This is a genomic window from Actinopolymorpha alba DSM 45243 (assembly GCF_000373925.1).
In the GTDB taxonomy this organism is placed as follows: Bacteria; Actinomycetota; Actinomycetes; order Propionibacteriales; family Actinopolymorphaceae; genus Actinopolymorpha; species Actinopolymorpha alba.
In genome coordinates, this window is the sequence record NZ_KB892743.1 from 53,553 (window position 1) to 72,702 (window position 19,150).

General features: G+C 68.9%; 20 protein-coding genes and 1 riboswitch. Of the genes, 9 read left to right on the forward strand and 11 right to left on the reverse strand.

The annotated features are described in order from the left end of the window. Positions 1-108: 108 nt before the first annotated feature. Genes B141_RS0109820 through B141_RS0109830 form a run of 3 tightly spaced genes read left to right on the forward strand, consistent with a single transcriptional unit; the run spans position 109 to position 3,189 of the window. Positions 109-1,386: an extracellular solute-binding protein gene (locus B141_RS0109820; RefSeq protein ID WP_020574985.1), complete on the forward strand. Its 1,278-nt coding sequence runs from the start codon at positions 109-111 to the stop codon at positions 1,384-1,386. 1 nt (position 1,387) lies between these two features. Continuing rightward, a complete protein-coding gene (locus B141_RS39870) occupies positions 1,388-2,356 on the forward strand; it encodes a carbohydrate ABC transporter permease (protein WP_020574986.1) in 969 nt (322 codons plus the stop codon). Continuing rightward, positions 2,353-3,189, forward strand: a complete 837-nt coding sequence (locus B141_RS0109830) for a carbohydrate ABC transporter permease (protein WP_020574987.1) — start codon at positions 2,353-2,355, stop codon at positions 3,187-3,189. Before B141_RS39870 ends, B141_RS0109830 begins: the two co-directional genes overlap by 4 nt. A 98-nt stretch (positions 3,190-3,287) precedes the next feature. Here the strand turns inward: B141_RS0109830 and B141_RS0109835 are convergent, their stop codons facing one another. The 4 genes from B141_RS0109835 to B141_RS39880 are packed head-to-tail and all read right to left on the reverse strand — an operon-like array spanning position 3,288 to position 7,876. Next, the gene (locus B141_RS0109835) at positions 3,288-3,953 is read right to left on the reverse strand and encodes a response regulator (RefSeq protein ID WP_020574988.1); all 666 of its coding nucleotides are present in this window, start codon (positions 3,951-3,953) and stop codon (positions 3,288-3,290) included. Then, positions 3,950-5,134, reverse strand: a complete 1,185-nt coding sequence (locus tag B141_RS0109840; RefSeq protein ID WP_020574989.1) for a sensor histidine kinase — start codon at positions 5,132-5,134, stop codon at positions 3,950-3,952. The genes B141_RS0109835 and B141_RS0109840 overlap by 4 nt, the downstream gene beginning before the upstream one ends. A gap of 58 nt (positions 5,135-5,192) precedes the next feature. Then, positions 5,193-6,326 (reverse strand): ketopantoate reductase family protein, encoded by a 1,134-nt coding sequence (locus tag B141_RS39875; protein ID WP_020574990.1) that lies wholly within the window; start codon positions 6,324-6,326, stop codon positions 5,193-5,195. A 23-nt stretch (positions 6,327-6,349) separates the two neighbouring features. After that, positions 6,350-7,876 (reverse strand): hypothetical protein, encoded by a 1,527-nt coding sequence (locus B141_RS39880; RefSeq protein WP_020574991.1) that lies wholly within the window; start codon positions 7,874-7,876, stop codon positions 6,350-6,352. A 138-nt stretch (positions 7,877-8,014) separates the two neighbouring features. Next, a riboswitch (SAM riboswitch) is annotated at positions 8,015-8,122 on the forward strand. Between the two features lie 47 nt (positions 8,123-8,169). On the opposite strand from B141_RS39880, the gene B141_RS0109855 reads away from it, so the two are divergent. The 6 genes from B141_RS0109855 (at position 8,170) to B141_RS52210 (ending at position 12,590) form a co-directional block, all read left to right on the forward strand. Continuing rightward, positions 8,170-9,624 (forward strand): aminotransferase class V-fold PLP-dependent enzyme, encoded by a 1,455-nt coding sequence (locus B141_RS0109855; protein ID WP_020574992.1) that lies wholly within the window; start codon positions 8,170-8,172, stop codon positions 9,622-9,624. Further along, positions 9,621-9,767, forward strand: coding sequence for a hypothetical protein (locus B141_RS49105; RefSeq protein ID WP_020574993.1), 147 nt, complete (start codon positions 9,621-9,623; stop codon positions 9,765-9,767). Before B141_RS0109855 ends, B141_RS49105 begins: the two co-directional genes overlap by 4 nt. A gap of 197 nt (positions 9,768-9,964) precedes the next feature. Continuing rightward, complete coding sequence (locus B141_RS0109865; protein ID WP_020574994.1) at positions 9,965-10,495, forward strand: cysteine dioxygenase; 531 nt, start codon at positions 9,965-9,967, stop codon at positions 10,493-10,495. After that, positions 10,492-10,908 carry a rhodanese-like domain-containing protein gene (locus tag B141_RS39885; protein ID WP_020574995.1) on the forward strand — a complete coding sequence of 139 codons (417 nt, stop codon included), beginning with the start codon at positions 10,492-10,494 and terminating at the stop codon, positions 10,906-10,908. The genes B141_RS0109865 and B141_RS39885 overlap by 4 nt, the downstream gene beginning before the upstream one ends. A gap of 119 nt (positions 10,909-11,027) precedes the next feature. After that, positions 11,028-12,059: an ABC transporter substrate-binding protein gene (locus B141_RS0109875; protein WP_020574996.1), complete on the forward strand. Its 1,032-nt coding sequence runs from the start codon at positions 11,028-11,030 to the stop codon at positions 12,057-12,059. A 399-nt stretch (positions 12,060-12,458) separates the two neighbouring features. Next, positions 12,459-12,590 carry a hypothetical protein gene (locus tag B141_RS52210; RefSeq protein ID WP_020574997.1) on the forward strand — a complete coding sequence of 44 codons (132 nt, stop codon included), beginning with the start codon at positions 12,459-12,461 and terminating at the stop codon, positions 12,588-12,590. A gap of 456 nt (positions 12,591-13,046) precedes the next feature. Here the strand turns inward: B141_RS52210 and B141_RS0109885 are convergent, their stop codons facing one another. From B141_RS0109885 to B141_RS49110, 7 genes are all read right to left on the reverse strand, one after another. Next, a complete protein-coding gene (locus tag B141_RS0109885) occupies positions 13,047-13,865 on the reverse strand; it encodes an ABC transporter ATP-binding protein (RefSeq protein ID WP_020574998.1) in 819 nt (272 codons plus the stop codon). A 19-nt stretch (positions 13,866-13,884) separates the two neighbouring features. Next, positions 13,885-14,937 carry a FecCD family ABC transporter permease gene (locus tag B141_RS0109890; RefSeq protein ID WP_020574999.1) on the reverse strand — a complete coding sequence of 351 codons (1,053 nt, stop codon included), beginning with the start codon at positions 14,935-14,937 and terminating at the stop codon, positions 13,885-13,887. Then, complete coding sequence (locus B141_RS0109895) at positions 14,934-16,007, reverse strand: FecCD family ABC transporter permease (protein WP_020575000.1); 1,074 nt, start codon at positions 16,005-16,007, stop codon at positions 14,934-14,936. Before B141_RS0109895 ends, B141_RS0109890 begins: the two co-directional genes overlap by 4 nt. Before the next feature lie 86 nt (positions 16,008-16,093). Continuing rightward, positions 16,094-17,212, reverse strand: coding sequence for a glycoside hydrolase family 6 protein (locus tag B141_RS39895; RefSeq protein ID WP_237742667.1), 1,119 nt, complete (start codon positions 17,210-17,212; stop codon positions 16,094-16,096). 184 nt (positions 17,213-17,396) lie between these two features. Continuing rightward, positions 17,397-18,275, reverse strand: a complete 879-nt coding sequence (locus tag B141_RS0109905; protein ID WP_020575002.1) for an LLM class flavin-dependent oxidoreductase — start codon at positions 18,273-18,275, stop codon at positions 17,397-17,399. Positions 18,276-18,353: 78 nt separating this feature from the next. Then, complete coding sequence (locus tag B141_RS0109910; RefSeq protein WP_020575003.1) at positions 18,354-18,842, reverse strand: glutathione peroxidase; 489 nt, start codon at positions 18,840-18,842, stop codon at positions 18,354-18,356. A gap of 112 nt (positions 18,843-18,954) precedes the next feature. Further along, positions 18,955-19,101, reverse strand: coding sequence for a hypothetical protein (locus B141_RS49110; RefSeq protein ID WP_020575004.1), 147 nt, complete (start codon positions 19,099-19,101; stop codon positions 18,955-18,957). Between the last annotated feature and the right edge of the window lie 49 nt (positions 19,102-19,150).

The following is a 19,150-nucleotide window of genomic DNA, read 5'->3' on the forward strand; positions in this document are numbered from 1 at the left end:
TTTCGTTGACGGCACGTCAGTCACGAGCGCGCACGCGCTTGCTCGGAGCTCACCCACTCCGGCCGGCACGCTTCCCCGACCCGCAGAGCGAATGAAACGAGGTGAACCATGGCGCCCACCCGACGCGCGTTTCTTGCGGCGGCCTCTGGACTCCTCGGTACCGCACTCCTCGGCACCTCTGGGTGCGGCCGAGGGTCTTATCTGACTCCCGAAGGCACCCTGAGTCTGTGGTACTGGAATCGATCGATCAGTGACACTCTTCTCGGCAAGGCTCCCAAGGCGGTAGGCGTCCCTTTCGTCCCGCAGAAGATTGGCAGCGACTACAAGTCGAAGTTCCTGACCAGCCTCGCCGGGCGCGCGTACGTTCCCGACATCGTGGGCCTCAACGACGACGTCGCGACGTACTTCCCGAACTCCGATGAGTTCATCGACCTCTACGAACTGGGCGCAAAGGACGTCGAGTCGGAATATCTCCAATGGAAGTGGGCCCGAGGCGTCACACCCGAGGGCAGGATGATCGGCTTCCCGATGGACACCGGTCCGACCGCCCTCTTCTACCGTCCAGACCTCTTCGAACAGGCGGGACTGCCGACCGAGCCCGACGAGGTGGCGGCGAAGCTGGACACCTGGGAGGCCTACCTCGAGGCCGGCTCCCAACTGGTGGAAGCGTTGCCGAAAACCAAGATGCTTCCCAACATCCCTTCGACGGTCTACACCCAGGCCCTCGCCCAGCAGGCCACCCGCTACCTGGACGAAAAGAACAAGTTCATCGGCGACGGGCCGCAGGTCAAGCAGGCGTGGGACCTCGCTGTCGAAGCGAACCGAAGGAAGCTCAGCGCCAACGCCGACGACTGGTCGACCGACTGGAACGCCGCCATGTCGACCGGTCGGATCGCCACCTTCGTCGGAGCCGTGTGGGCGGGTCAGATCCTTTCCGACGGCGCCAACGACACGAAGGGCAAGTGGCGGGTCTGCCGCGCGCCCGGCGGAGCTGGGAATGCCGGCGGATCCTTCCTCGGCATCACGAAGTACTGCCGGGACCCGGAAGCCGCGTTCAAGGTGATCAGCTGGCTGCAGTCGCCGGAGAACCAACTCGTCTACGGCCTGAACGAGATGAAGCTCTACCCTGCGGCGATCTCCTCTATTGAGGACCCGCGTGGTCAGCACAAGGACCCGTTCTTTGGCGGGCAGGTCAGCAACGATGTCTTCGCGACTTCCGCCAAGGAGGTCAAACCGGTCTATCTCAGTCCGTACGACAACGTGATCAACCCGGCGTTCATCAGCGAACTCACCAACGTCTGGAGTGCCGGCAAGAACCCGGATGCGGCCTGGAATGACGCCCTCACCGAAGTCAACCGGCAACTCTCGCACCTGGGGTTGATCTGACATGGCCACGACATCTATCGCCGCCAACGCCGGAAAAGACCCCGGAGCAGCCGCTCGCGCGGCCACCGGGCGCAAGCGTTCCGAGTACTTCTCGCTCTATCTGGCGATCTCGCCGTTCTATATCCTCTTTGCGGTCTTCGGGCTCTTCCCGATCCTGTTCTCGGCTTACCTGTCGTTCCAGAGCTGGAACGGCATCGGCGATATGAAGTTCGTCGGGTTCGCTCAGTATCAGTTCATGCTCTCCGACCAGTTCTTCTGGAAGTCGATCGTCAACACCTTCCAGATCTGGTTCATCTCGACGATCCCGATGCTGTTCTTCGCGCTCGTCATCGCTTTCATGCTGAACCAGCAGATGCTCCGGGGTAGGAGCGCCTACCGGATCGCCTACTTCATTCCCAACGTGACCTCAATCGTGGCGATCGCGATCATTTTCGGGTCAATCTTCAGCAATCAGTTCGGCCTGATCAACGCCGGTCTGCAGGCGATCGGGGCGGACTCGATCGAGTGGTTGAACACTCCGTGGGGAATCAAGATCGCCATCGCCGCCATGGTGATCTGGCGCTGGACCGGATACAACGCCATCATCTACCTGGCCGGCCTGCAGGCGATCCCCACTGAGCTCTACGAAGCCGCGCGAGTTGACGGTGCGAGTTGGGTGCAGGTGTTCTTCCGGATCACCATTCCGATGCTCCGGCCGATCATCCTCTTCACGGTGATCACCTCGACGATCGGCGGTATGCAGCTCTTCGCCGAGCCGCAGGTGCTGGTCGGTAACAGCGGCGGTCCAGGCAACGAGGGCCAGACGATGGTGCTCTACCTCTACGAGCAGGCGTTCATCAAGAATCAGTTCGGCTACGGAGCCGCGATCGGGTGGGGGCTCTTCGTCATCATGATCCTCTTCTCGCTCATCAACTGGCGGCTCGTCCAGGGCGCGGGCACCCGCGGTCTTCGGAGAGGAGCGCGCGCATGAACCCCGTGACCGCGCAGCGCATCAGAAGCACCATCACCCATCTCCTGCTCCTGGCAGGCGTCGCCATCTCGATCTTCCCGTTCTACTGGATGTTCGTGATGGCGAGCCGGACGACGACGGATGTCTTCAAGTACCCTCCGGAGCTCCTTCCAGGGACACATCTGCTGGAGAACATCCGGAAGATCTTCGACAACATCGACATGGTGGGCTCGACGTTCAACACGCTCGTGGTCGCGCTCGCGACGACCGTGCTCGTGTTGTTCTTCGACTCGATCGCGGCGTTCGCGTTCGCGAAGTACGAGTTCCCGGGGAAGAACATCCTGTTCGTCGTCCTGCTGGCGACATTCATGATTCCGTCGCAGCTGTCGACGGTGCCGTCGTTCATCGTGATGGCGAACCTTGGCTGGGTTGGCTCCCTGTGGGCACTCATCATTCCCGGTGCGGTGAACGCGTTCGGCATCTTCCTGCTCCGGCAGTACGCACAGGGCGCGATCCCGTCTGATCTACTGGACGCGGCCCGCATCGATGGTTGCAACTTCTGGCAGCAGTACCGCAATGTCGCGTTGCCGCTGCTCCGGCCGGCACTGGCGTTCCTTGGAATCTTCACGTTCATCGGCACCTGGAACGATTACCTCTGGCCGCTGGTCGTGCTGATCGATCCCGAGAAGGTGACGCTCCAGGTGGCGCTGTCGCAGATGAAGGGCCTCTTCACCACGGACTACAGCATGGTGATGGCCGGGACACTGCTCGCCGTGATCCCGCTGATCATCGTGTTCTTCATCGGTGCCCGGCAGTTCCTGTCCGACCTCGCGGCGGGAGCGCTCAAGCAGTAGGGCACAGCATCGAACACCAGCGGCGACCTCCCGTCGCCGTCCGGCCTGGGCTGGCGTGAGACCTACCTCGCGCCAGCCCAGCTGTCGTTGAAAGAGCCTCAGCTCAGCCAGCCGGGACGCACCAGGCCGGCTTCGTACGCGTACACCACCAGCTGGGCCCGGTCACGTGCGCCGAGCTTGATCATCGCGCGGCTCACGTGGGTTTTGGCGGTCGCAGGGCTCACGACCAACCGCCCGGCGATCTCGACGTTCGACAGTCCCTCGGCGACCAGGGCAAGGACCTCCCGCTCGCGTTCGGTCAGGGCGCCGAGGTCTGGTAGGCCGACCGGTGCCTTCGACCGGCTCGCGAACTCCGCGATCAGCCGTCGGGTGACCCCGGGAGACAACAGCGCGTCCCCGGAGGCCACCGACCGCACGCCCCGCAGCAGCTCCACCGGCTCGGTGTCCTTGACCAGGAAGCCGCTCGCACCTGTCCGCAACGCCTCGAAAAGGTACTCGTCCAGGTCGAACGTCGTCAGTATCACCACGTGGACCTCCGCCAGCTCGGGGTCGGTGACCAGCTGGCGGGTCGCCTCCAAGCCGTCCACGCCAGGCATCCGGATGTCCATGAGGACCACGTCGGGCCGCAGCGACCTGGTCACGGCCACCGCCTCGGCCCCGTCACCCGCCTCGCCGACCACCTCGATGTCGGGCTCGGCGTCCAGCAGAGAACGAAACCCGGCGCGTACCAGCGCCTGGTCGTCGGCGAGTACGACGCGGATCATGCGGTTGCCTCCATCGGAAGTTCGGCCCGGACCCTGAAGCCTCCACCGGGCTCGGGACCCGCCACCAGGCGTCCACCCAGAGCGGTGACGCGTTCACGCATGCCGGCCAGCCCGGTGCCGCTCCCGTTCGCACCACCCGAACCCGCAGCACTACCCGCACCAACGCCAGGCGTACCAACGCCATCGTCCGTGACGTCGACGACGAGCAACCGGTCGGCGTACGTCACCCGCACCACGGCGGTGCGAGCTCCAGCATGCCGCAGCACGTTGGTCAGGGCCTCCTGGATGATGCGGTACGCCGCCACGTCGACGCTGGAAGGGATGGCTCGCGGCCCGCCTTCGATGCTGACCTGGACGTCAAGGCCGGCTTGACGAGTGCGCTCGACGAGCGGGGTGAGCACGCGCAGGCTGGGCGCCGGCTGCCGCGGCCCGGGCTCGTCGACCTGCCGGAGTACGCCGAGGACGGAACGCAACTCGACCAGCGCCTCCTTGCTCGCCTGCTTGATCGCGGTGAGCGCGGTGCGGGCCTGCTCGGGGTTGGCGTCCATGAGGTGCAGGGCGACACCAGCTTGGACGTTGATCAGCGAGATGTTGTGGGCGACGACGTCGTGGAGTTCACGGGCGATCCGGAGGCGTTCCTCGGTGACGCGACCGGCGGCCTCGGCGGCCTGGGCGCGGCGGGACTCCTCGAGCCGTTCGTGCCGGATCCGGAGCAGCTCCGCCCCGACCAGGATGACGAGCGTCCAGCCGGCGACGATCACCGCCTGCACCACGGTCGGGCGACCCTGCTCGCCCAGCAGCTGGCCGATCCCCAGGTGCCCGGCGTACAACCCCGCCGCCGCGAGCCAGGCCACCCGGCGATGCCCCCTACGGACCGCGTTGACGAGCGCCACGACGAAGCTCAGGACGAACGGGCCGTAGGGGTACCCGAACAGGACATAGACCAGCGAAACCCCGGTCACCGCCAGCAGGACGGGGACGGCGTGGCGCTGGCGGAAGACCAGGGCAGCGGGGCCGAGCAGGAGAAGGGCGATCGCCACGGCGTCGACGGGTCGCCGCCAGGGCTGACCATGCGACGCGCCGAACGTGCCGACCACCTGGATGACCGCGATCAGGGCCGGTACGCCGTAGGGCAGCCCGACGCCCGCGACCCATAGGGACCGGAACCCGCGTGTGCTCACGAGTGCACGCTAGGCCAGGCAGGTCCGCCGGGGCATCGGTCAGGGGACGTCGACACCGCTACGTCGTGGGGAGTACGCCGCCATCCCGCTCAGCCGCTTCCGTGCGGAGAGAGCGCTCGAAGGCCTCGTCCTCGGCGTCCAGCAGCGCCACGAAGTCCTCCGGTGGCAGCGACCCGGGTGGCGTGCCGTCGCGGGCGGCGCGGTTGGCCAACTGGCGGGCGAGTTCGTTCGCGGGCGTGGGTACGCCGTGGAGCCGGCCCTCGAGCACGATCTCGCCGTTCAGATAGTCGGCCTCGATCGAGCCGGTCGCCCGCGCCAGGCTCTGCCACGACGAGCCACCCGTGCGCGCCTGCCCGTTGACCGGTTTCACCTGCAGGATGTCGCCGCGACGGGCGCGATCCTCCACGAACGGCACGAACGGGATACCCGCGGCCCGCAGCACTGCCATGCCCTCGGAACGGATTCGGTCGACTGCCACCCGCCGGGCGTCACCGCGTCCGCACACCGCGTCGATGGCGTTCCCGAGGTTGCCCAGCAGCTTGGTGTACTTCCAACGCGTGATGTCGGGTCGCGGCTCAGACACGAACGTCGCCGCACCGAACGCCGCGGCCACCTGCTCGGCGGTCCCGTCGACACCGTGGGGGTACCTACCGAGGTCGAGGATGCCGGAGACGGGCGAAGACTGCGCCTGCACCACACCCGGCGTGAGGTGCGCCGCCGGGAACATCACGTGGACGCCGTAGACGTTCGGGAACACCCGCAGGGCGGCCCGCTCGTTGGCCACGGCGTTCTGGACGCAGACGATCGGCGTCCGCGGGTCGACGACCCCGGCCAGCGCGCTGAGCGCGTCGGCCGTGCCCCCGCTCTTCATCGCGAGGAGTACGACGTCATCGGGTCGCCAGTCGATCTCCCGCGGGTGCCCGACGGCGGGGACGGGGAGCGTCTCCGCGCCCTCCGGCGACTCGACCCGGAGCCCGTCGGCGCGGATCGCCGCCAGGTGCGCGCCGCGGGCGATCAACGTGACGGGGAAGCCGGCGGCGAAGAGGCGACCGCCGAGGACACCGCCGATCGCGCCCGCGCCGTACACGACGAAGCGACGGGCACCGGCACGAGCAGGGACGGCAGGCGGGTAACTGGCGGGGGTGATCGCGGCCATGGCACGAGCCTGCCAGCGGTACGTCAGGATCGCCAACCAGGCTCATCGGCCAACCAGGCTTACCGGATGGTCAGGATCCGGGCGGCGCCGAGCGGTCCAGTCGCGGGTAGCACGCGCACGTCGATCGGATGCCCGCCGGCAAGGCCTCGCACCTCCGCCTCGGACGGCTGCGCGCGGCCGTGCTCGAACAGCACGTACGACACCCGCCGACCAGGTGGGAGCGTCCTGGACCGGGCCTGCCAGACGCTCGCGGTGGCACAGCCGGAGTACCACCCGAGCTCCGGTTGGTACCCCGTCACCAGCAGGCAGTCGCGCTCGCCCCGGAAGGTCTCGGCGACCTCCACCAGCGCCGCCCGGGTCCGCGTCACCTGTGCCAGCGAGCCACCGGCCAGGTAGGTGTACGTCGCGGGAAGCGTGACCAGAGCTGTCACCGCCATCCCGGCGAGGAGTGCGGGTGACCAGCGGCCCGCCCAGCTGGCCAGCGACTGCACCCCGAGGACGAGCAGCAGGATGACCGCGAGGAACACGAACCGCGGCTCGCCGTGCGCGGTGAGCCCGAGGAGTACGAAGACCAGCCCGGCGGCCAGCCCGACAAAGACCGTCCGCCGGTCCGCGCCAGGCCGTGCCCGACCCCGCAGGATCCGCCAGCCGGCGAGCGCGGCCGCGAGCAGACCCGCCGCCATCACGACGGCACCGAGGGGTCCGGCCAGCGCCGGGAAGGTGCGGACGTAGTAGACGAGACCGTCGCCGACGTACGCCGGATTGGCGGATTCACCCGCGTCGACCAGGAGACCGAACGGCGAGCCCGTCACCCGCCCGGCGAAGAGCAGGTGCGGGACCATCCCGGCGAGAACGATGCCGGCCGCGCCAGCAAGCCACCGCCCGTACGTAAACCAGGATCTGGGACCCCACGCGACGACCGCGGCCAGCATGAGGGCGAGGAGTCCAGCCGTCGCGCCGTACCTGAGGTAGAAGGCGCCCAACGCGAACACCGCGGCCAGCACAAGGTCGCCTCCGCCGGCACGAGCGCCGCCCACTCGAGCACCACCGACTCGAGTGCCGCCGCGAGCAGACCCGCCTGACCGACCCCGCCGTTCCTGGGCGCGGGCCAGCGAGAACGCCACGCCGACGAGCATCCCCGCGGCCCCGATGTCGCCGAGGAACTCAGGAGTACGCCGGAAGAAGCCAGGTCCCGTCAGCACCAGCAGGAGGACGACCACCGCCCGGCGTGGGCTCGTCGCGGCGGCCGCCGCGACGTACACCAGGACCAGCGTCACCAGAAGGAGCCCCAGCCCGACCAGGCGGACCGCTCCTTCGCTCGGGTGTACGGCGAGGGCGAGGTAGCCGAGCGCGGGGAGTCCGGGCGCGCGGCGGGGATCCCACTGGGCGGCCGGCGCTCCGGTGAGCCAGGACCTGGCCTTGGTGGCGTACACCGCCTCGTCGTGCCCGAGGTAGGGCAGCACGCCCTGCAGGACGGACCATCCGGCGACGGCGAGCGCGAGTACGGCCAGGACCAGGAGCCAGGGCGGGAGCCCGCGAAGCACGCGGACAACGGCCGACGCCCGAAGAGCCCAGTCCGTCCGCATAACGGAAGGTGCTCTCAATAGTTGAGACACAGGTGCGGGAACCTCCCTGAGCGGTTAGCGTTGCTCGCGGTCATGAGCGCCAGCATGGAGCTCACCATCAGATGCCCAGGTCGCGTCCTTCGCAGACCAGCTTTCTGTGGTGATCCCGCTCCGACAGCCCCGGCTCGCTGGCCGGCAACCCTCCTCCGCGGTGGGGTGCCCCGGGTGAAGACCAGGCGGTGCCAACCGGCATGGCAAGCGCGGACCCCGCACGGCCTCGGGGTCCCGAGTCTGCGAGGTGTGTGTTGACTGCGGTGGAACTCCGGCCAGACGGCTGTTCAACCTTCCACGACTCCCTTTCCACGGCGTCCGGGTACGGATCCGCTCCCGACCACCCGCTCGACCCCGCACGGTCGGGCTGGGGCGTCAACCCGCTTCTACCCGTGTTGGGCGCCGACCTCGCCGTTCCCCTCGTGACCGGTGAGACGCTGCCATACGCCAACCTCGACTACGCCGCGAGTGCGCCCTGCCTGCAGGAGGTCGCGAACCACCTCGCCGAGATCCTGCCGTTCTACGCCAGCGTCCACCGCGGTGCCGGCTACTCGTCGCAGGTGAGCACCTCGGTGTACGAAGGCGCCCGGGCCCAGGTCGCGGCGTTCGTCGGCGCCCGCGACGACGACGTGGTGGTCTTCACCCGCAACACCACCGACGCGCTCAACCTGCTGGCCGGATGCGTTCCCACGGACGATCCGTCCGGCGGCGAGGTTGTCTTCCTCGACATCGAGCACCACGCCAACCTGCTGCCCTGGCAGCGCGGCAAGCACCGCTGCGTCCTGGCCGGCACCACCCAGCGGGCCACTCTCGTCGCGCTGCGGGCCGCACTCGCCGCCCGACCGGCCGCCCTCGTCGCGGTCACCGGCGCGTCCAACGTCACTGGTGAGGTCCTGCCGCTCGAGGGGATCGTCGCGATCGCGCACGAGCACGGCGCACGGGTGGTCCTCGACGCCGCCCAACTCGCCCCGCACCGCCGGATCGACCTGGCGTCGTCGGGCGTCGACTACGTGGCGTTCTCCGGACACAAGCTCTACGCCCCGCTCGGATCCGGCGTACTCGTCGGCCGGCGCGACTGGCTGGACGAAGCGCCGGCGTACCTTCCAGGTGGTGGCGCGGTGCGCGAGGTCGGCCTCACCCGGACCACGTGGGCGAGCGCACCGCAACGCCATGAGGGTGGCACCCCTAACGTCCTCGGCGCCGCCGCGCTGGCCCGCGCCTGCCAGGCGCTCGCGCAGCTTCCGGACGGCGCGCTCGAGGCGCACGAGAACGCGCTACGGGACCACCTGATCAGCCGGCTCGACGTCCTTGCCGGAGTACGCCTGCACCGCATCTGGCGGGACAGCCCGAGTTCGATCGGCGTGGTGGCGTTCAGCATCGAGGGCTTCCACCCCGGCTTCGTCGCGGCGTACCTCTCAGCGGAGCACGGCATCGGCGTCCGCGACGGGAAGTTCTGCGCCCATCCCCTGATCTCCCGGCTGGGCGCCACCGACGGCGCGCTCCGGGCCAGCTTCGGCGTAGGCAACACGCTCGCGGACGTCGACCGGCTCGCCTCGGCTGTCGAGGAACTCCTCACGACCGGACCGCGCTGGGAGTACGCCGTCGTTGACGGTCGCTGGGCACCCACCCCGGACCTCCGCCCGATTCCGGCCTGGGCCGTGCCGTCCGAGAACGCCGCCACCGGGACGGCACCGTGCGAAGGCGAGCCGACCTGGTGAGCACAACCACTCAGGCGGACGCCCGCAAGGACGGGTTGACGACTCACCGGCGCCTGCCCTACCTCGAGGTCTTCTGGATCGGCCGACGTGGCAACCACTTCGACGAGTGCTGTCTCCACGCCGCTGGTCCGGATGCCGGTTGATCGTGTCAGTCCCTCCCCGGAATGATCACGTAAACGTGGCTTGTGCGTGCCTCACGTGGCATCGATGCCATGCCAGGCAGGCAGGCAGGCAATGACCACGTATACGTGATCATTCCCAGCCCACATCCGTGACGTGCCGGGCCAGCGGTTCGAGTTCCCACCAGCTTCCCTGACTCGATCCTCTGGAGAGACCCGTCATGTCCACGACCACACTCACCTTCAGCGACGATCCGTTCATCGGGCCAACCACCGGCGCCGACGTTTCCTCCGCCGCCGCGCTGGTCCGCCGGCTGGCCGCCGACCCCCAGGTGTGGCGGGATCGCGTCCGCTTCGGCCGGGGCGAGGAGCGGTGGTACGCCCGCCTCGACGTGGACCCCGACCACGAGGTCTGGCTGATCTCCTGGCTTCCAGGTCAGCGCACCGGACTCCACGACCACGGTGAAGCCCTCGGTGCGTTCGCCGTCGTACGCGGAACCCTCACCGAGACGACCGTGCGGTCCGGACCGCTCGGCCTCGGCGATGCCGTACGGTCGAGCCGGCGGGAGTTCGCGCAAGGGGGCATCCGCGGGTTCGGCTACGAGCACGTGCACGAGGTGGCCAACCTGAGTACGGATCCGGCGGTCAGCATCCACGCCTACGCACCGGAGTTGACCGCGATGACGCAGTACGTGCTCGAGCACGGTCGGCTGCGGGTCGTGTCGTCAGAGCAGGCGGGAGTGGACTGGTGACCGTAAGGACCATCGACGACGTACTCGCGGAGGCCCGGGCTCGGCTGCGCCGCCTCTCACCGAAGGATGCGTTCGAACGGGTCCGGTCCGGCCGCGCACTGCTGGTCGACATCCGCCCCAGTGAGCAACGCGCCCGCGAGGGAGACGTCGACGGCGTGGTGCCGGGCACGCTCGTCGTCGAACGCAACGTGCTCGAGTGGAGGTTCGATCCGGCGAGCGACGCCCGGCTGCCCGAGGCCAGTGGGTACGACGTCGAGGTCATCGTCTTGTGCTCTGAGGGATACACGTCGAGTCTGGCGGCCGCTTCCCTGCAGGACCTCGGGCTGCACCGGGCCAGCGACGTCGACGGCGGCTTCCACGCCTGGGTCGCCGCCGGCCTCCCCTGGCGCGCCACGTCCGCGCGGCCGCAATGACCAGCCCCAGGCGGCTCCCTCCTCTGACGAGATATGGATTCCAAGTTAGGCGTGCCTAAGCTAAGGTCTCTCCTCGGGCGACTTCGAGCCGTGGTCGCCGGCGAAAGGAGTACGCCCTGATGGCCATCTCGAGCCCACCCCTCGTGCGCCGCTGGTCCGTGAGTGCCGCGGCACTGGTCGCCGCGCTCGCGACGGCTGTCGGCTGCGGCGGCGGAACCACCGGTTCTGACGCCAGCGCGCCCGAAAGCACGACCAGCAAGGCCGCCGAATCCGGCAGTGGGTTCCCGCGTACGGTCAAGCACGCGATGGGTTCGACCAGCATCCCCACGAAGCCGAAGCGCGTCGTGGCGTTGGACGGGAGCTACGTCGACGACACGCTCCTTCTCGGCACGCCACTCGTCGGCTTCACGTCGTACCGCGCCATCGACGACAAGCTGCCCGCCTACCTCGGCGACGCTCGCACCACCCTCGCGAAGGAAGCGGTGTCGGTCGGCACGCTGGAAGAGCCGAGCCTGGAGAAGATCCTCGCACTCAAGCCGGACCTCATCGTGTCCGCGAAGGTGCGGCACGAAGCGTTGTACGACAAGCTCAGCGCCATCGCCCCCACGGTGATGTCCGAATCCACCGGGCCCACCTGGAAGGCAAACATCTCCCTGCTCGCCAAGGCGCTCGGGGAGGAGAAGAAGGCGGCCACCGAGATCGCCGCGTACGAGAAGCGGGCCAAGGCGGTCGGAGACGCGATCAACGCCAAGGCGGGTGATCCCACGATTTCCGTCGTGCGGTTCGTCGACGGGCCGACCCGGCTGTACCTCAAGTCGTCGTTCAGCGGGATCGTGCTCGCGGACGCCGGCCTGCGCAGGCCGCCCGCCCAGGACATCGCGGACCCGGAGCGGATCGCGGCGGAGATCTCCGAGGAACGCATTCCAGACGCCGACGCCGACCACATCTTCGTGACGACGTACACCGCCGACGCGGGGAGTGCGCAGGGCACGAAGGTGAAGTTCCAGGCGAATCCGTTGTGGAAGCGCCTCAAGGGCACCGTGCACGAGGTCAAGGACGAGCTCTGGATGACGCCGTGCAGCATCCAGGGCGCCGAGTACATCCTCGACGACCTGGCCAAGGCGTTCGGAGTGGATCCCCAGCGAAGCTGAGCGGAATGCGGTCGTGCGGGCCCGGCGTTTCTGGGGTTGAACGCCGGGCCCGCAACGGTGGGTCGGGCGTTCGATCGTCCGACACCCCGATGCCGTTTGAGGAGCACACCGTGCCGCTGAACGTCGCCGAGCGCGAGCAGTTTCTGGCTGAGCCACACATCGGCTCCCTGGCCGTGGACGCCGGCCCAGGTCGAGCGCCCCTGGTCGTACCGATGTGGTACCAGTACACCCCGGGCGGAGACCTGTGGGTGATGACCGGCGCGGACTCCCAGAAAGCCCGGCTGATCAGGGCGGCCGGTCGTTTCAGCATCCTGGCGGAGCGGGTCGAGCCGACGATCCGCTACGTCTCCGTCGAGGGACCTGTCACGGAGACGATCCCCGCGACCCGGGCTCTGGGAGATGAGTGCGCGGTACCTCCCGGAGGAGAAAGTCGCGGGGTACGTCGAGATGGCCCTCGCGGAGCACGGCGAGCAGGTCGTCATTCGACTGCGGCCAGAGCGCTGGATCTCCGCGGACCTGGGCTCGCTCTGATCCCAACGTAAGCCGGGAGACAAGGGACCCGAGCGTGCCGGCATCGCGAAGGGAGCCGGAGCCGACTTGGCGAAGGTATCTCGGCTTCTTTGCCGAAACCCCTCCGCCAAGTCACCGCAACTCGCGAGCGATCTCGCATAGGGGGCAGGCGCGTCTCCAACCCGCGGGCCGTCCGGTAGGTGAGACATAAGGCTGCGCCTTCAAGGATCGTGAAGGGTTTTCGTCATATAGCGACGAAAACCCTTCACGATCATGACCCGCCGCTCCGGCGGAGTTGATCAACGGTCCCGGTTCTGGTGGCCAGGCTTCTGTCTCACATTGGCGAGCATCTCGAATAGTGAGCGTTCCCCGAGCCCTGGCCAGTTTCAAAGTCGTCCGGCGACCCATCCAGCTCGGATATTGAGCTCTTCGACGTCGCTGATAAAGCGGGTACGAGCCGTCCCGCATTGAGCCCGCCTATACGTGAGAGCGCACCCGCGCCGCCGGCACCACCAGTGGCGTACCCGTCTCCGGATCCTCGATCACCCGGCAGCGCAGGTCGAAGACGCGTTCCACCAGTTCCGCGGTCATCACCTCGTCCGGCTGCCCCGACGCGACCACGGCACCGTCCCGCATAACGATCAGGTGGGTGGCGTACCTCGCGGCGTGGTTCAGGTCGTGCAGGACCGCCACGAGGGTGCGGCCTTCACGTTCGTGCAGGTCGGCGCAGAGGTCGAGGACCTCGATCTGGTGGGCGATGTCGAGGAACGTCGTCGGCTCGTCGAGCAACAGCAACGGCGTCTGCTGCGCGAGCGCCATCGCGAGCCACACTCGTTGCCGCTGGCCGCCGGAGAGTTCGTCGACGAACCGCTCCGCGAGGTCGCTGACCCCGGTGGCTTCCATGGCCTCGGCGACCACCGTCTCGTCGTCGCGCGACCACTGCCGGAGGAGGCGCTGGTGCGGGTAGCGGCCCCGGGCCACCAGATCCGCGACGGTGATGCCGTCTGGTGCGATGGAGGTCTGCGGGAGCAGCCCGAGGCGCCGCGCCACTTCCTTCGAGGGGTACGACGTGATCGCCGTACCGTCCAGGTAGACCGCCCCCTGGGCCGGTTTCAGCAACCGGGACAACGCCCGCAGCAAGGTGGACTTGCCACACGCGTTCGGCCCGATGATCACGGTGAACGACCGGTCGGGGATCGCCACGTCGAGGCCCTCCGCGACGACCCGACCGTCGTAGGCGAGCGTGGCCCGCTCCGCACGCAGCCGGGCGACGGAGCCGTTGTGGTTGACGGTCATGCCTGTGCGAACCTCCACCTCAGGACCTGCGCCATTCTCGGGCGAGCAACCAGGCCAGGTACACCCCGCCGACCGCACCCGTCATGACGCCGACCGGCAGTTGCGTCGGCGCGAAGAGACGCTGGGCGGCCAGATCGCTGGTGACGAGCAGGAACGCCCCCATCAGCGCCGACGTCACCAGGCCAACCCCGGGTTGACGGGTCAGCCGCCGCGCCAACTGCGGCGCCGCGAGGGCGACGAACCCCACCGGACCGGCGGACGCGGTGGCCACCGCGGTCACCGCGACGGCGGCGACGACGAGGGCGAGCCGGGATCGTTCGGCGGAGACGCCGAGCGCCTTGGCCGCGTCGTCGCCCATCTCGAGCAGCCGCAACCGCGGGCCGAGCAGGAAGACGACGGGCAGCAGCAGGATCAGCGCGGCGGCGACCGGTCGTACGTGCTCCCAGCCGCGGCCGTTCAGACTGCCGATCAGCCAGATCGCGGCGCCCTGCGCGTCAGTGACGTCGGCACGGGTGATCAGGTACGAGTTGACAGATGACAGGACCGCGCTGATCCCGATCCCGATGAGCACCAGCCGATAGCCCTGGACCCCACGCCGGAAGGCGAGGACGTACACCAACAGCGCGGTCAGCATGCCGGCCCCGATCGCGGCACCGGAGACCACGAGCGCGCCGGCGTGGAAGACGAGGAGTGCGACCACGGCACCCGACGCCGCACCCGTGGTGAACCCGACGATGTCCGGACTGCCGAGCGGGTTACGGGACAGGCTCTGGAACACCGCCCCGCCCACCCCGAGCGCGGCGCCCACGAGGAGTGCCGTGAGCACCCGCGGCAGCCGCAGAGTGAGCACGATGAAGTCCGTGGCCTTGGTGCCCTCACCCACGAGGGTGCGGAAAACGTCGGGCACCGAGACCGGGAAGTCGCCTGTCGCGATGCCCACCAGACCGACCGCGAGTGCGGCGGCCGCGAGCGCCACGCAGACCACCAGTGCGCGCATGTCGACAAGGAACGACAGCCTGCCGCCCCGGCTCCTCAGGACCGTCCCACGGACGGTGCTCGCGACCTGCGTCATAGCTGGGCGATCCGTCGCCGGCGTACCAACGCGATGAAGAACGGCGCACCCAACGCCGCGGTCACGATGCCAACCTCCACCTCACCCGGCCGGGCCACGATCCGCCCGAGGATGTCGGATGCGAGCAGCAGGATGGGGGCGAGGACGACGGAGTACGACAGCACCCAGCGCTGGTCGGGCCCGGTGATGGCGCGGGCGATGTGCGGAATCGTCAACCCGACGAAGCCGATTGGCCCGACGGCCGCTGTGGCCGCACCGCAGAGCAGGGTGATCGCGACCGCGCCCAGGATGCGCGTCCGGCCTAGATGAGCTCCGAGAGCGCGCGCGGTGTCCTCGCCGAGCGCCACCGCGTTGAGGGGGCGGGCCAGCGCGAGTCCGAGCACAGTCCCGACCGCGAGGAACGGCACCACCTGACCCAGCACCGACGCGTCGCGGCCGGCGAGCGCACCGACCGCCCAGAAGCGGTACTGGTCGAAGACGTCGGTGTTCGTGAGCGTGATCGCCGAGATGAACGCTGTGAGCGCAGCGGTGATCGCCGTACCCGCGAGGGCCAGCCGGACCGGACTCGCCCCACCCCGGCCCTGGGATCCGAGCAGGTAGACGGCTCCAGCCGCGACTGCCGCGCCGAGCAGCGCACACCACACGTAGGCCGTCGGGCTGGAGAGTCCGAGGAACGCGATCGCGACCACGACCGCCGTCGCCGCGCCCGCGTTGACGCCGAGGAGTCCGGGATCGGCGAGCGGGTTACGGGTGAGGGCCTGCATGAGGGCACCAGCCAAACCGAGCGCCGCGCCGACCGCGATACCGAGCAGGGTGCGGGGGATGCGGAGATCCCAGACCACGATGGCGTCGTTCGAACTGTCCCGATGCACGAGTACGTCGAGCACCGTGCCGAGCGGGATCTGCCGGGAGCCGACGGCCACGCTGACGAGCGCTGTCAGGGCGAGGACACCGAGGACGACCAGGAGACCGGCGCCACGCAGGACGAAACCGCGGGTCGAGCGGGGAGGTCGGACGGCTGGCTCGGCGGACTCCGGTGGCGCCGGCTCGCGCACCTGCGGAGCGGCCATCGATGTCCTCCGGGGCGAGAGCGAGAGTTAGCCCCGGCTCCGTTGCGCGGGACGCGACCAAGAGAAGGCTAACCTAAGCTAACGAGTCAGCGACCGCCCTGTGAGCTTTCTCCCGGCGGCCGACCCAGGTCAGCTCCACCGGCGAAGGGTCCGTTGGCGCCGTGCGGTGGCCAGAGCGATCCGCCATCACCATCACCTGGGCCGGAGTCCTGTGGCGGCTCGACCGGATCGGACGGCGATCTTCCCGTGATGAGCGCAACCGCCAGCGAGGGTACGAACGCCCCGGCTGGCTTGCCCGGCGGACCGATCCCACACCCGTCGCCGTCAGACTCACCCGCCGGCTTCACCCACAGGGCCAGGTCGAGGCCGTGCACCCGGCCGAGGCCGGGCGTCTCACCGATCCGCTGGCCGGGCGGGTTACACCATTCGGTGCCGGCCGGGGGTTGTCCGCTGCGGCCCGTGTCCACGACGAAGGTCGAGTGGATGCCGCTCTGGAGCAGGAGCGCGGCGATCTCCTGGCCGTACCTCACGTTCTCCCAGGCGGACTGGTAGTTGGAGACGTTCAGGGAGAACCCCCGGGCCTTCGCCACGTTCGCCTGCCGCAGCCGGTCGGCCATGGTTTGTGCGTCGACCCAGCGGAAGTGGCCGGCGTCGATATAGACCCAGGCGTTCGGGGCGCGAGCGGCGAACTCGTCGACGGCGTTCCCCAGCAGCGAGGTGAACTCCGCCTGCTCCTGCGGAGGCCGGCACGAGATCCCAGGGAGAGCGTCGGGCTCCAGGATCACCACGGCTGGGCGCGACCCGACGGCCTCGGCCAGTCCGCGCACCCAGGTCCGGTAGGCCACGGCCTCGGGGGCACCGCCAGCGCTGTACCCACCGCAGTCGCGCCCCGGGATGTTGTACGTCACGAGCACGGGGAGCCGGTCCGCCGCGGCCGCCCGGCGCACATACGCACGCGCGTTCTTCGCGTCATCGCCGGCTCCCACGAACCATCGCGCGAGCGGCTCGTCGGCGATGCCGCTCTTGATCATGGCGCTTTCGGGATCGTTCGGGTGTTCGCGTACCCAGGTGGCCGGCTGGGATTTGGGGTCGACGTACAACCCGGTGGTCATCGACACCGGATCGCCGCTGGTCGGAACACCCTTCGACCAGGTACTTCCGGTGGCCAGCGGGCCGACCCAGCCCGAGTTCAACGACGTCAGCATGGTGGTCACAACGACAAGAGCCGCAAGGGTCACGAGCGCGACAACCGGCGTTTTCCGGCGTCTCGTCCGCCCGCGCCGCGTGCCCGGAGCGTCCATCGTCCCCTCCAACCGATGGCGGTGCACCTGCTGCGGGTCCTTGCCAAGGTAACCCAGGTGCCAGCCGGGGGGAGCGGATCCGCGAGCCTCAGCCGCGTTCCTCGGCCACCAGGTCGCGAACCGCGCCCATCACCTCCTCCGCGAACCGTCGCGCCTGGTCAGAACCCTCCGCCCACAGGACGAACGTGTCGAAACCGAGGCCGACCGCGAGGTCCGTGAGCTCGTCAACCCACTGCGCGGGTGGTCCATGGAGAAGCCCCTCAGACGGGCCGTCGGTGATCGTGCCGCGGACGTTGAGGACGCGCCGGATCTCGCTGGGGTCGCGGCCTGCCCCGACCGCCGCGTCGTCGACCCGGGCCGCCATCGCCACCAGCTGCGCGACGTCCCCATGTAGGGAGGGCAACCAGCCGTCAGCCACCCGACCGGTCAGCGCGAGCGCACGCGGGCCGTAAACCCCGAGCCAGATCTGGATCGGGTGGGGCGGCACCGGCCCGCCGTGCGCGCCGGCGAGGTGGTAGTGCTGACCGTCGAACCGCAGGTTCTGTCCGCCGCTCCAGAGGAGCCGGATCACCTCGACCGCCTCAGCCAACGTGGCGTACGCCTCGGCGGGTGTCCGCCGCGGACCGCCGTACGCCGCGATCGCGTCCCAGAATCCACCGGCGCCCAGCCCGAGTTCGAACCTGCCGCCGCTCAGCAGGTCGAGACTCGCGGCCGCCTTGGCCAGCACCGCCGGCGGGCGCAAGGCCAGGTTGGCGACGTCAGGAAAGAGCCGGATCCGGGTCGTCTGTGCGGCGATCATGCTGAGCAGGGTCCAGGTGTCGACGTACCGGCGTTGGTAGGGATGGTCCTGGATGCCGATGTAGTCGAACCCCCACGACTCGACGTCCCGTGCGGTGGCGAGCAGCGGGTCGTCGGCGTTTGGTACGAGGAAATATCCGAACGACAGCTCGCGTCCGTAGTCGGGCATGGCCCTTCTCCTTCCCCGAGCCAGGAGGCACCGCCCGGAAACGCCGGCAGGCGCCTACGGGAACCGACGGGCGAACGTTCAGGCTGGCAGGTTCGCCTCGATCGCGGCGACCACCGCGGCGTCCTCGGGCTCGGTGCGCGGCCGGAACCTGTTGATCACGGTGCCATCAGACGCGATGAGGAACTTCTCGAAGTTCCACTGGATGTCGCCGGCTTCACCGTCGGCGTCGGGCGTCGCGGTGAGCTCGGTGTAGATCGGGTGCCGCCCCGGACCGTTGACCTCGATCTTCTCAAACATCGGGAACGTCACGCCGTACGTCGTCGAGCAGAACTCCTGGATCTCTTCGGCCGTGCCCGGCTCCTGCCCACCGAACTGGTTGCACGGAAAGCCGACGACCGAGAAGCCCTGGTCGGCGTACCGCTCCTGCAGGCGTTCGAGCCCGGTGTACTGCGGGGTGAGGCCACACTTGGATGCGACGTTGACCACGAGCAGGGTCTTGCCGGCGAGGTCGCCGAGCGTGCCGGGCTTGCCGGTCAGGGTGTGCAGCGGGATGTCGTAGAGGCTCACGCGATCGGTCCTTCCCAGGTCGAGGGGGTTCGCATGTCTCAACTCACCGTACGGCCCGAACAATCCCGCGGCACGCACCGGGACGGCCTGCCCTGACTCCCGGACTGCCCGCTCAGGCTCCCTGCCGCGCCCTCATGTACGGCGTCTCGATCGGGATGACGGAACGGACCTTCACGGTGGAGGCCATCGCGTAGAGCTGGATCGTCACGGCACCGCCCTGCTCGACGTCGGCGAACTCCAACTCGGCGCGCCGGACCACGGTCGCGCCTTGTGGATAACCCGTGCGAGGATCCAGGGGAAGGCTGCTT

Excerpts from the sequence above, each read along its gene's own strand:
- B141_RS0109890 (WP_020574999.1), bottom strand. The coding sequence starts at position 14,937 with ATGACGCAGGTCGCGAGCACCGTCCGTGGGACGGTCCTGAGGAGCCGG.
- B141_RS0109875 (WP_020574996.1), top strand. The coding sequence starts at position 11,028 with ATGGCCATCTCGAGCCCACCCCTCGTGCGCCGCTGGTCCGTGAGTGCC.
- B141_RS39870 (WP_020574986.1), top strand. The coding sequence starts at position 1,388 with ATGGCCACGACATCTATCGCCGCCAACGCCGGAAAAGACCCCGGAGCA.
- B141_RS0109820 (WP_020574985.1), top strand. The coding sequence starts at position 109 with ATGGCGCCCACCCGACGCGCGTTTCTTGCGGCGGCCTCTGGACTCCTC.
- B141_RS39880 (WP_020574991.1), bottom strand. The coding sequence starts at position 7,876 with ATGCGGACGGACTGGGCTCTTCGGGCGTCGGCCGTTGTCCGCGTGCTT.
- B141_RS52210 (WP_020574997.1), top strand. The coding sequence starts at position 12,459 with ATGAGTGCGCGGTACCTCCCGGAGGAGAAAGTCGCGGGGTACGTCGAG.
- B141_RS0109835 (WP_020574988.1), bottom strand. The coding sequence starts at position 3,953 with ATGATCCGCGTCGTACTCGCCGACGACCAGGCGCTGGTACGCGCCGGG.
- B141_RS0109865 (WP_020574994.1), top strand. The coding sequence starts at position 9,965 with ATGTCCACGACCACACTCACCTTCAGCGACGATCCGTTCATCGGGCCA.
- B141_RS39895 (WP_237742667.1), bottom strand. The coding sequence starts at position 17,212 with ATGCTGACGTCGTTGAACTCGGGCTGGGTCGGCCCGCTGGCCACCGGA.
- B141_RS0109905 (WP_020575002.1), bottom strand. The coding sequence starts at position 18,275 with ATGCCCGACTACGGACGCGAGCTGTCGTTCGGATATTTCCTCGTACCA.
- B141_RS0109885 (WP_020574998.1), bottom strand. The coding sequence starts at position 13,865 with ATGACCGTCAACCACAACGGCTCCGTCGCCCGGCTGCGTGCGGAGCGG.
- B141_RS0109830 (WP_020574987.1), top strand. The coding sequence starts at position 2,353 with ATGAACCCCGTGACCGCGCAGCGCATCAGAAGCACCATCACCCATCTC.
- B141_RS0109895 (WP_020575000.1), bottom strand. The coding sequence starts at position 16,007 with ATGGCCGCTCCGCAGGTGCGCGAGCCGGCGCCACCGGAGTCCGCCGAG.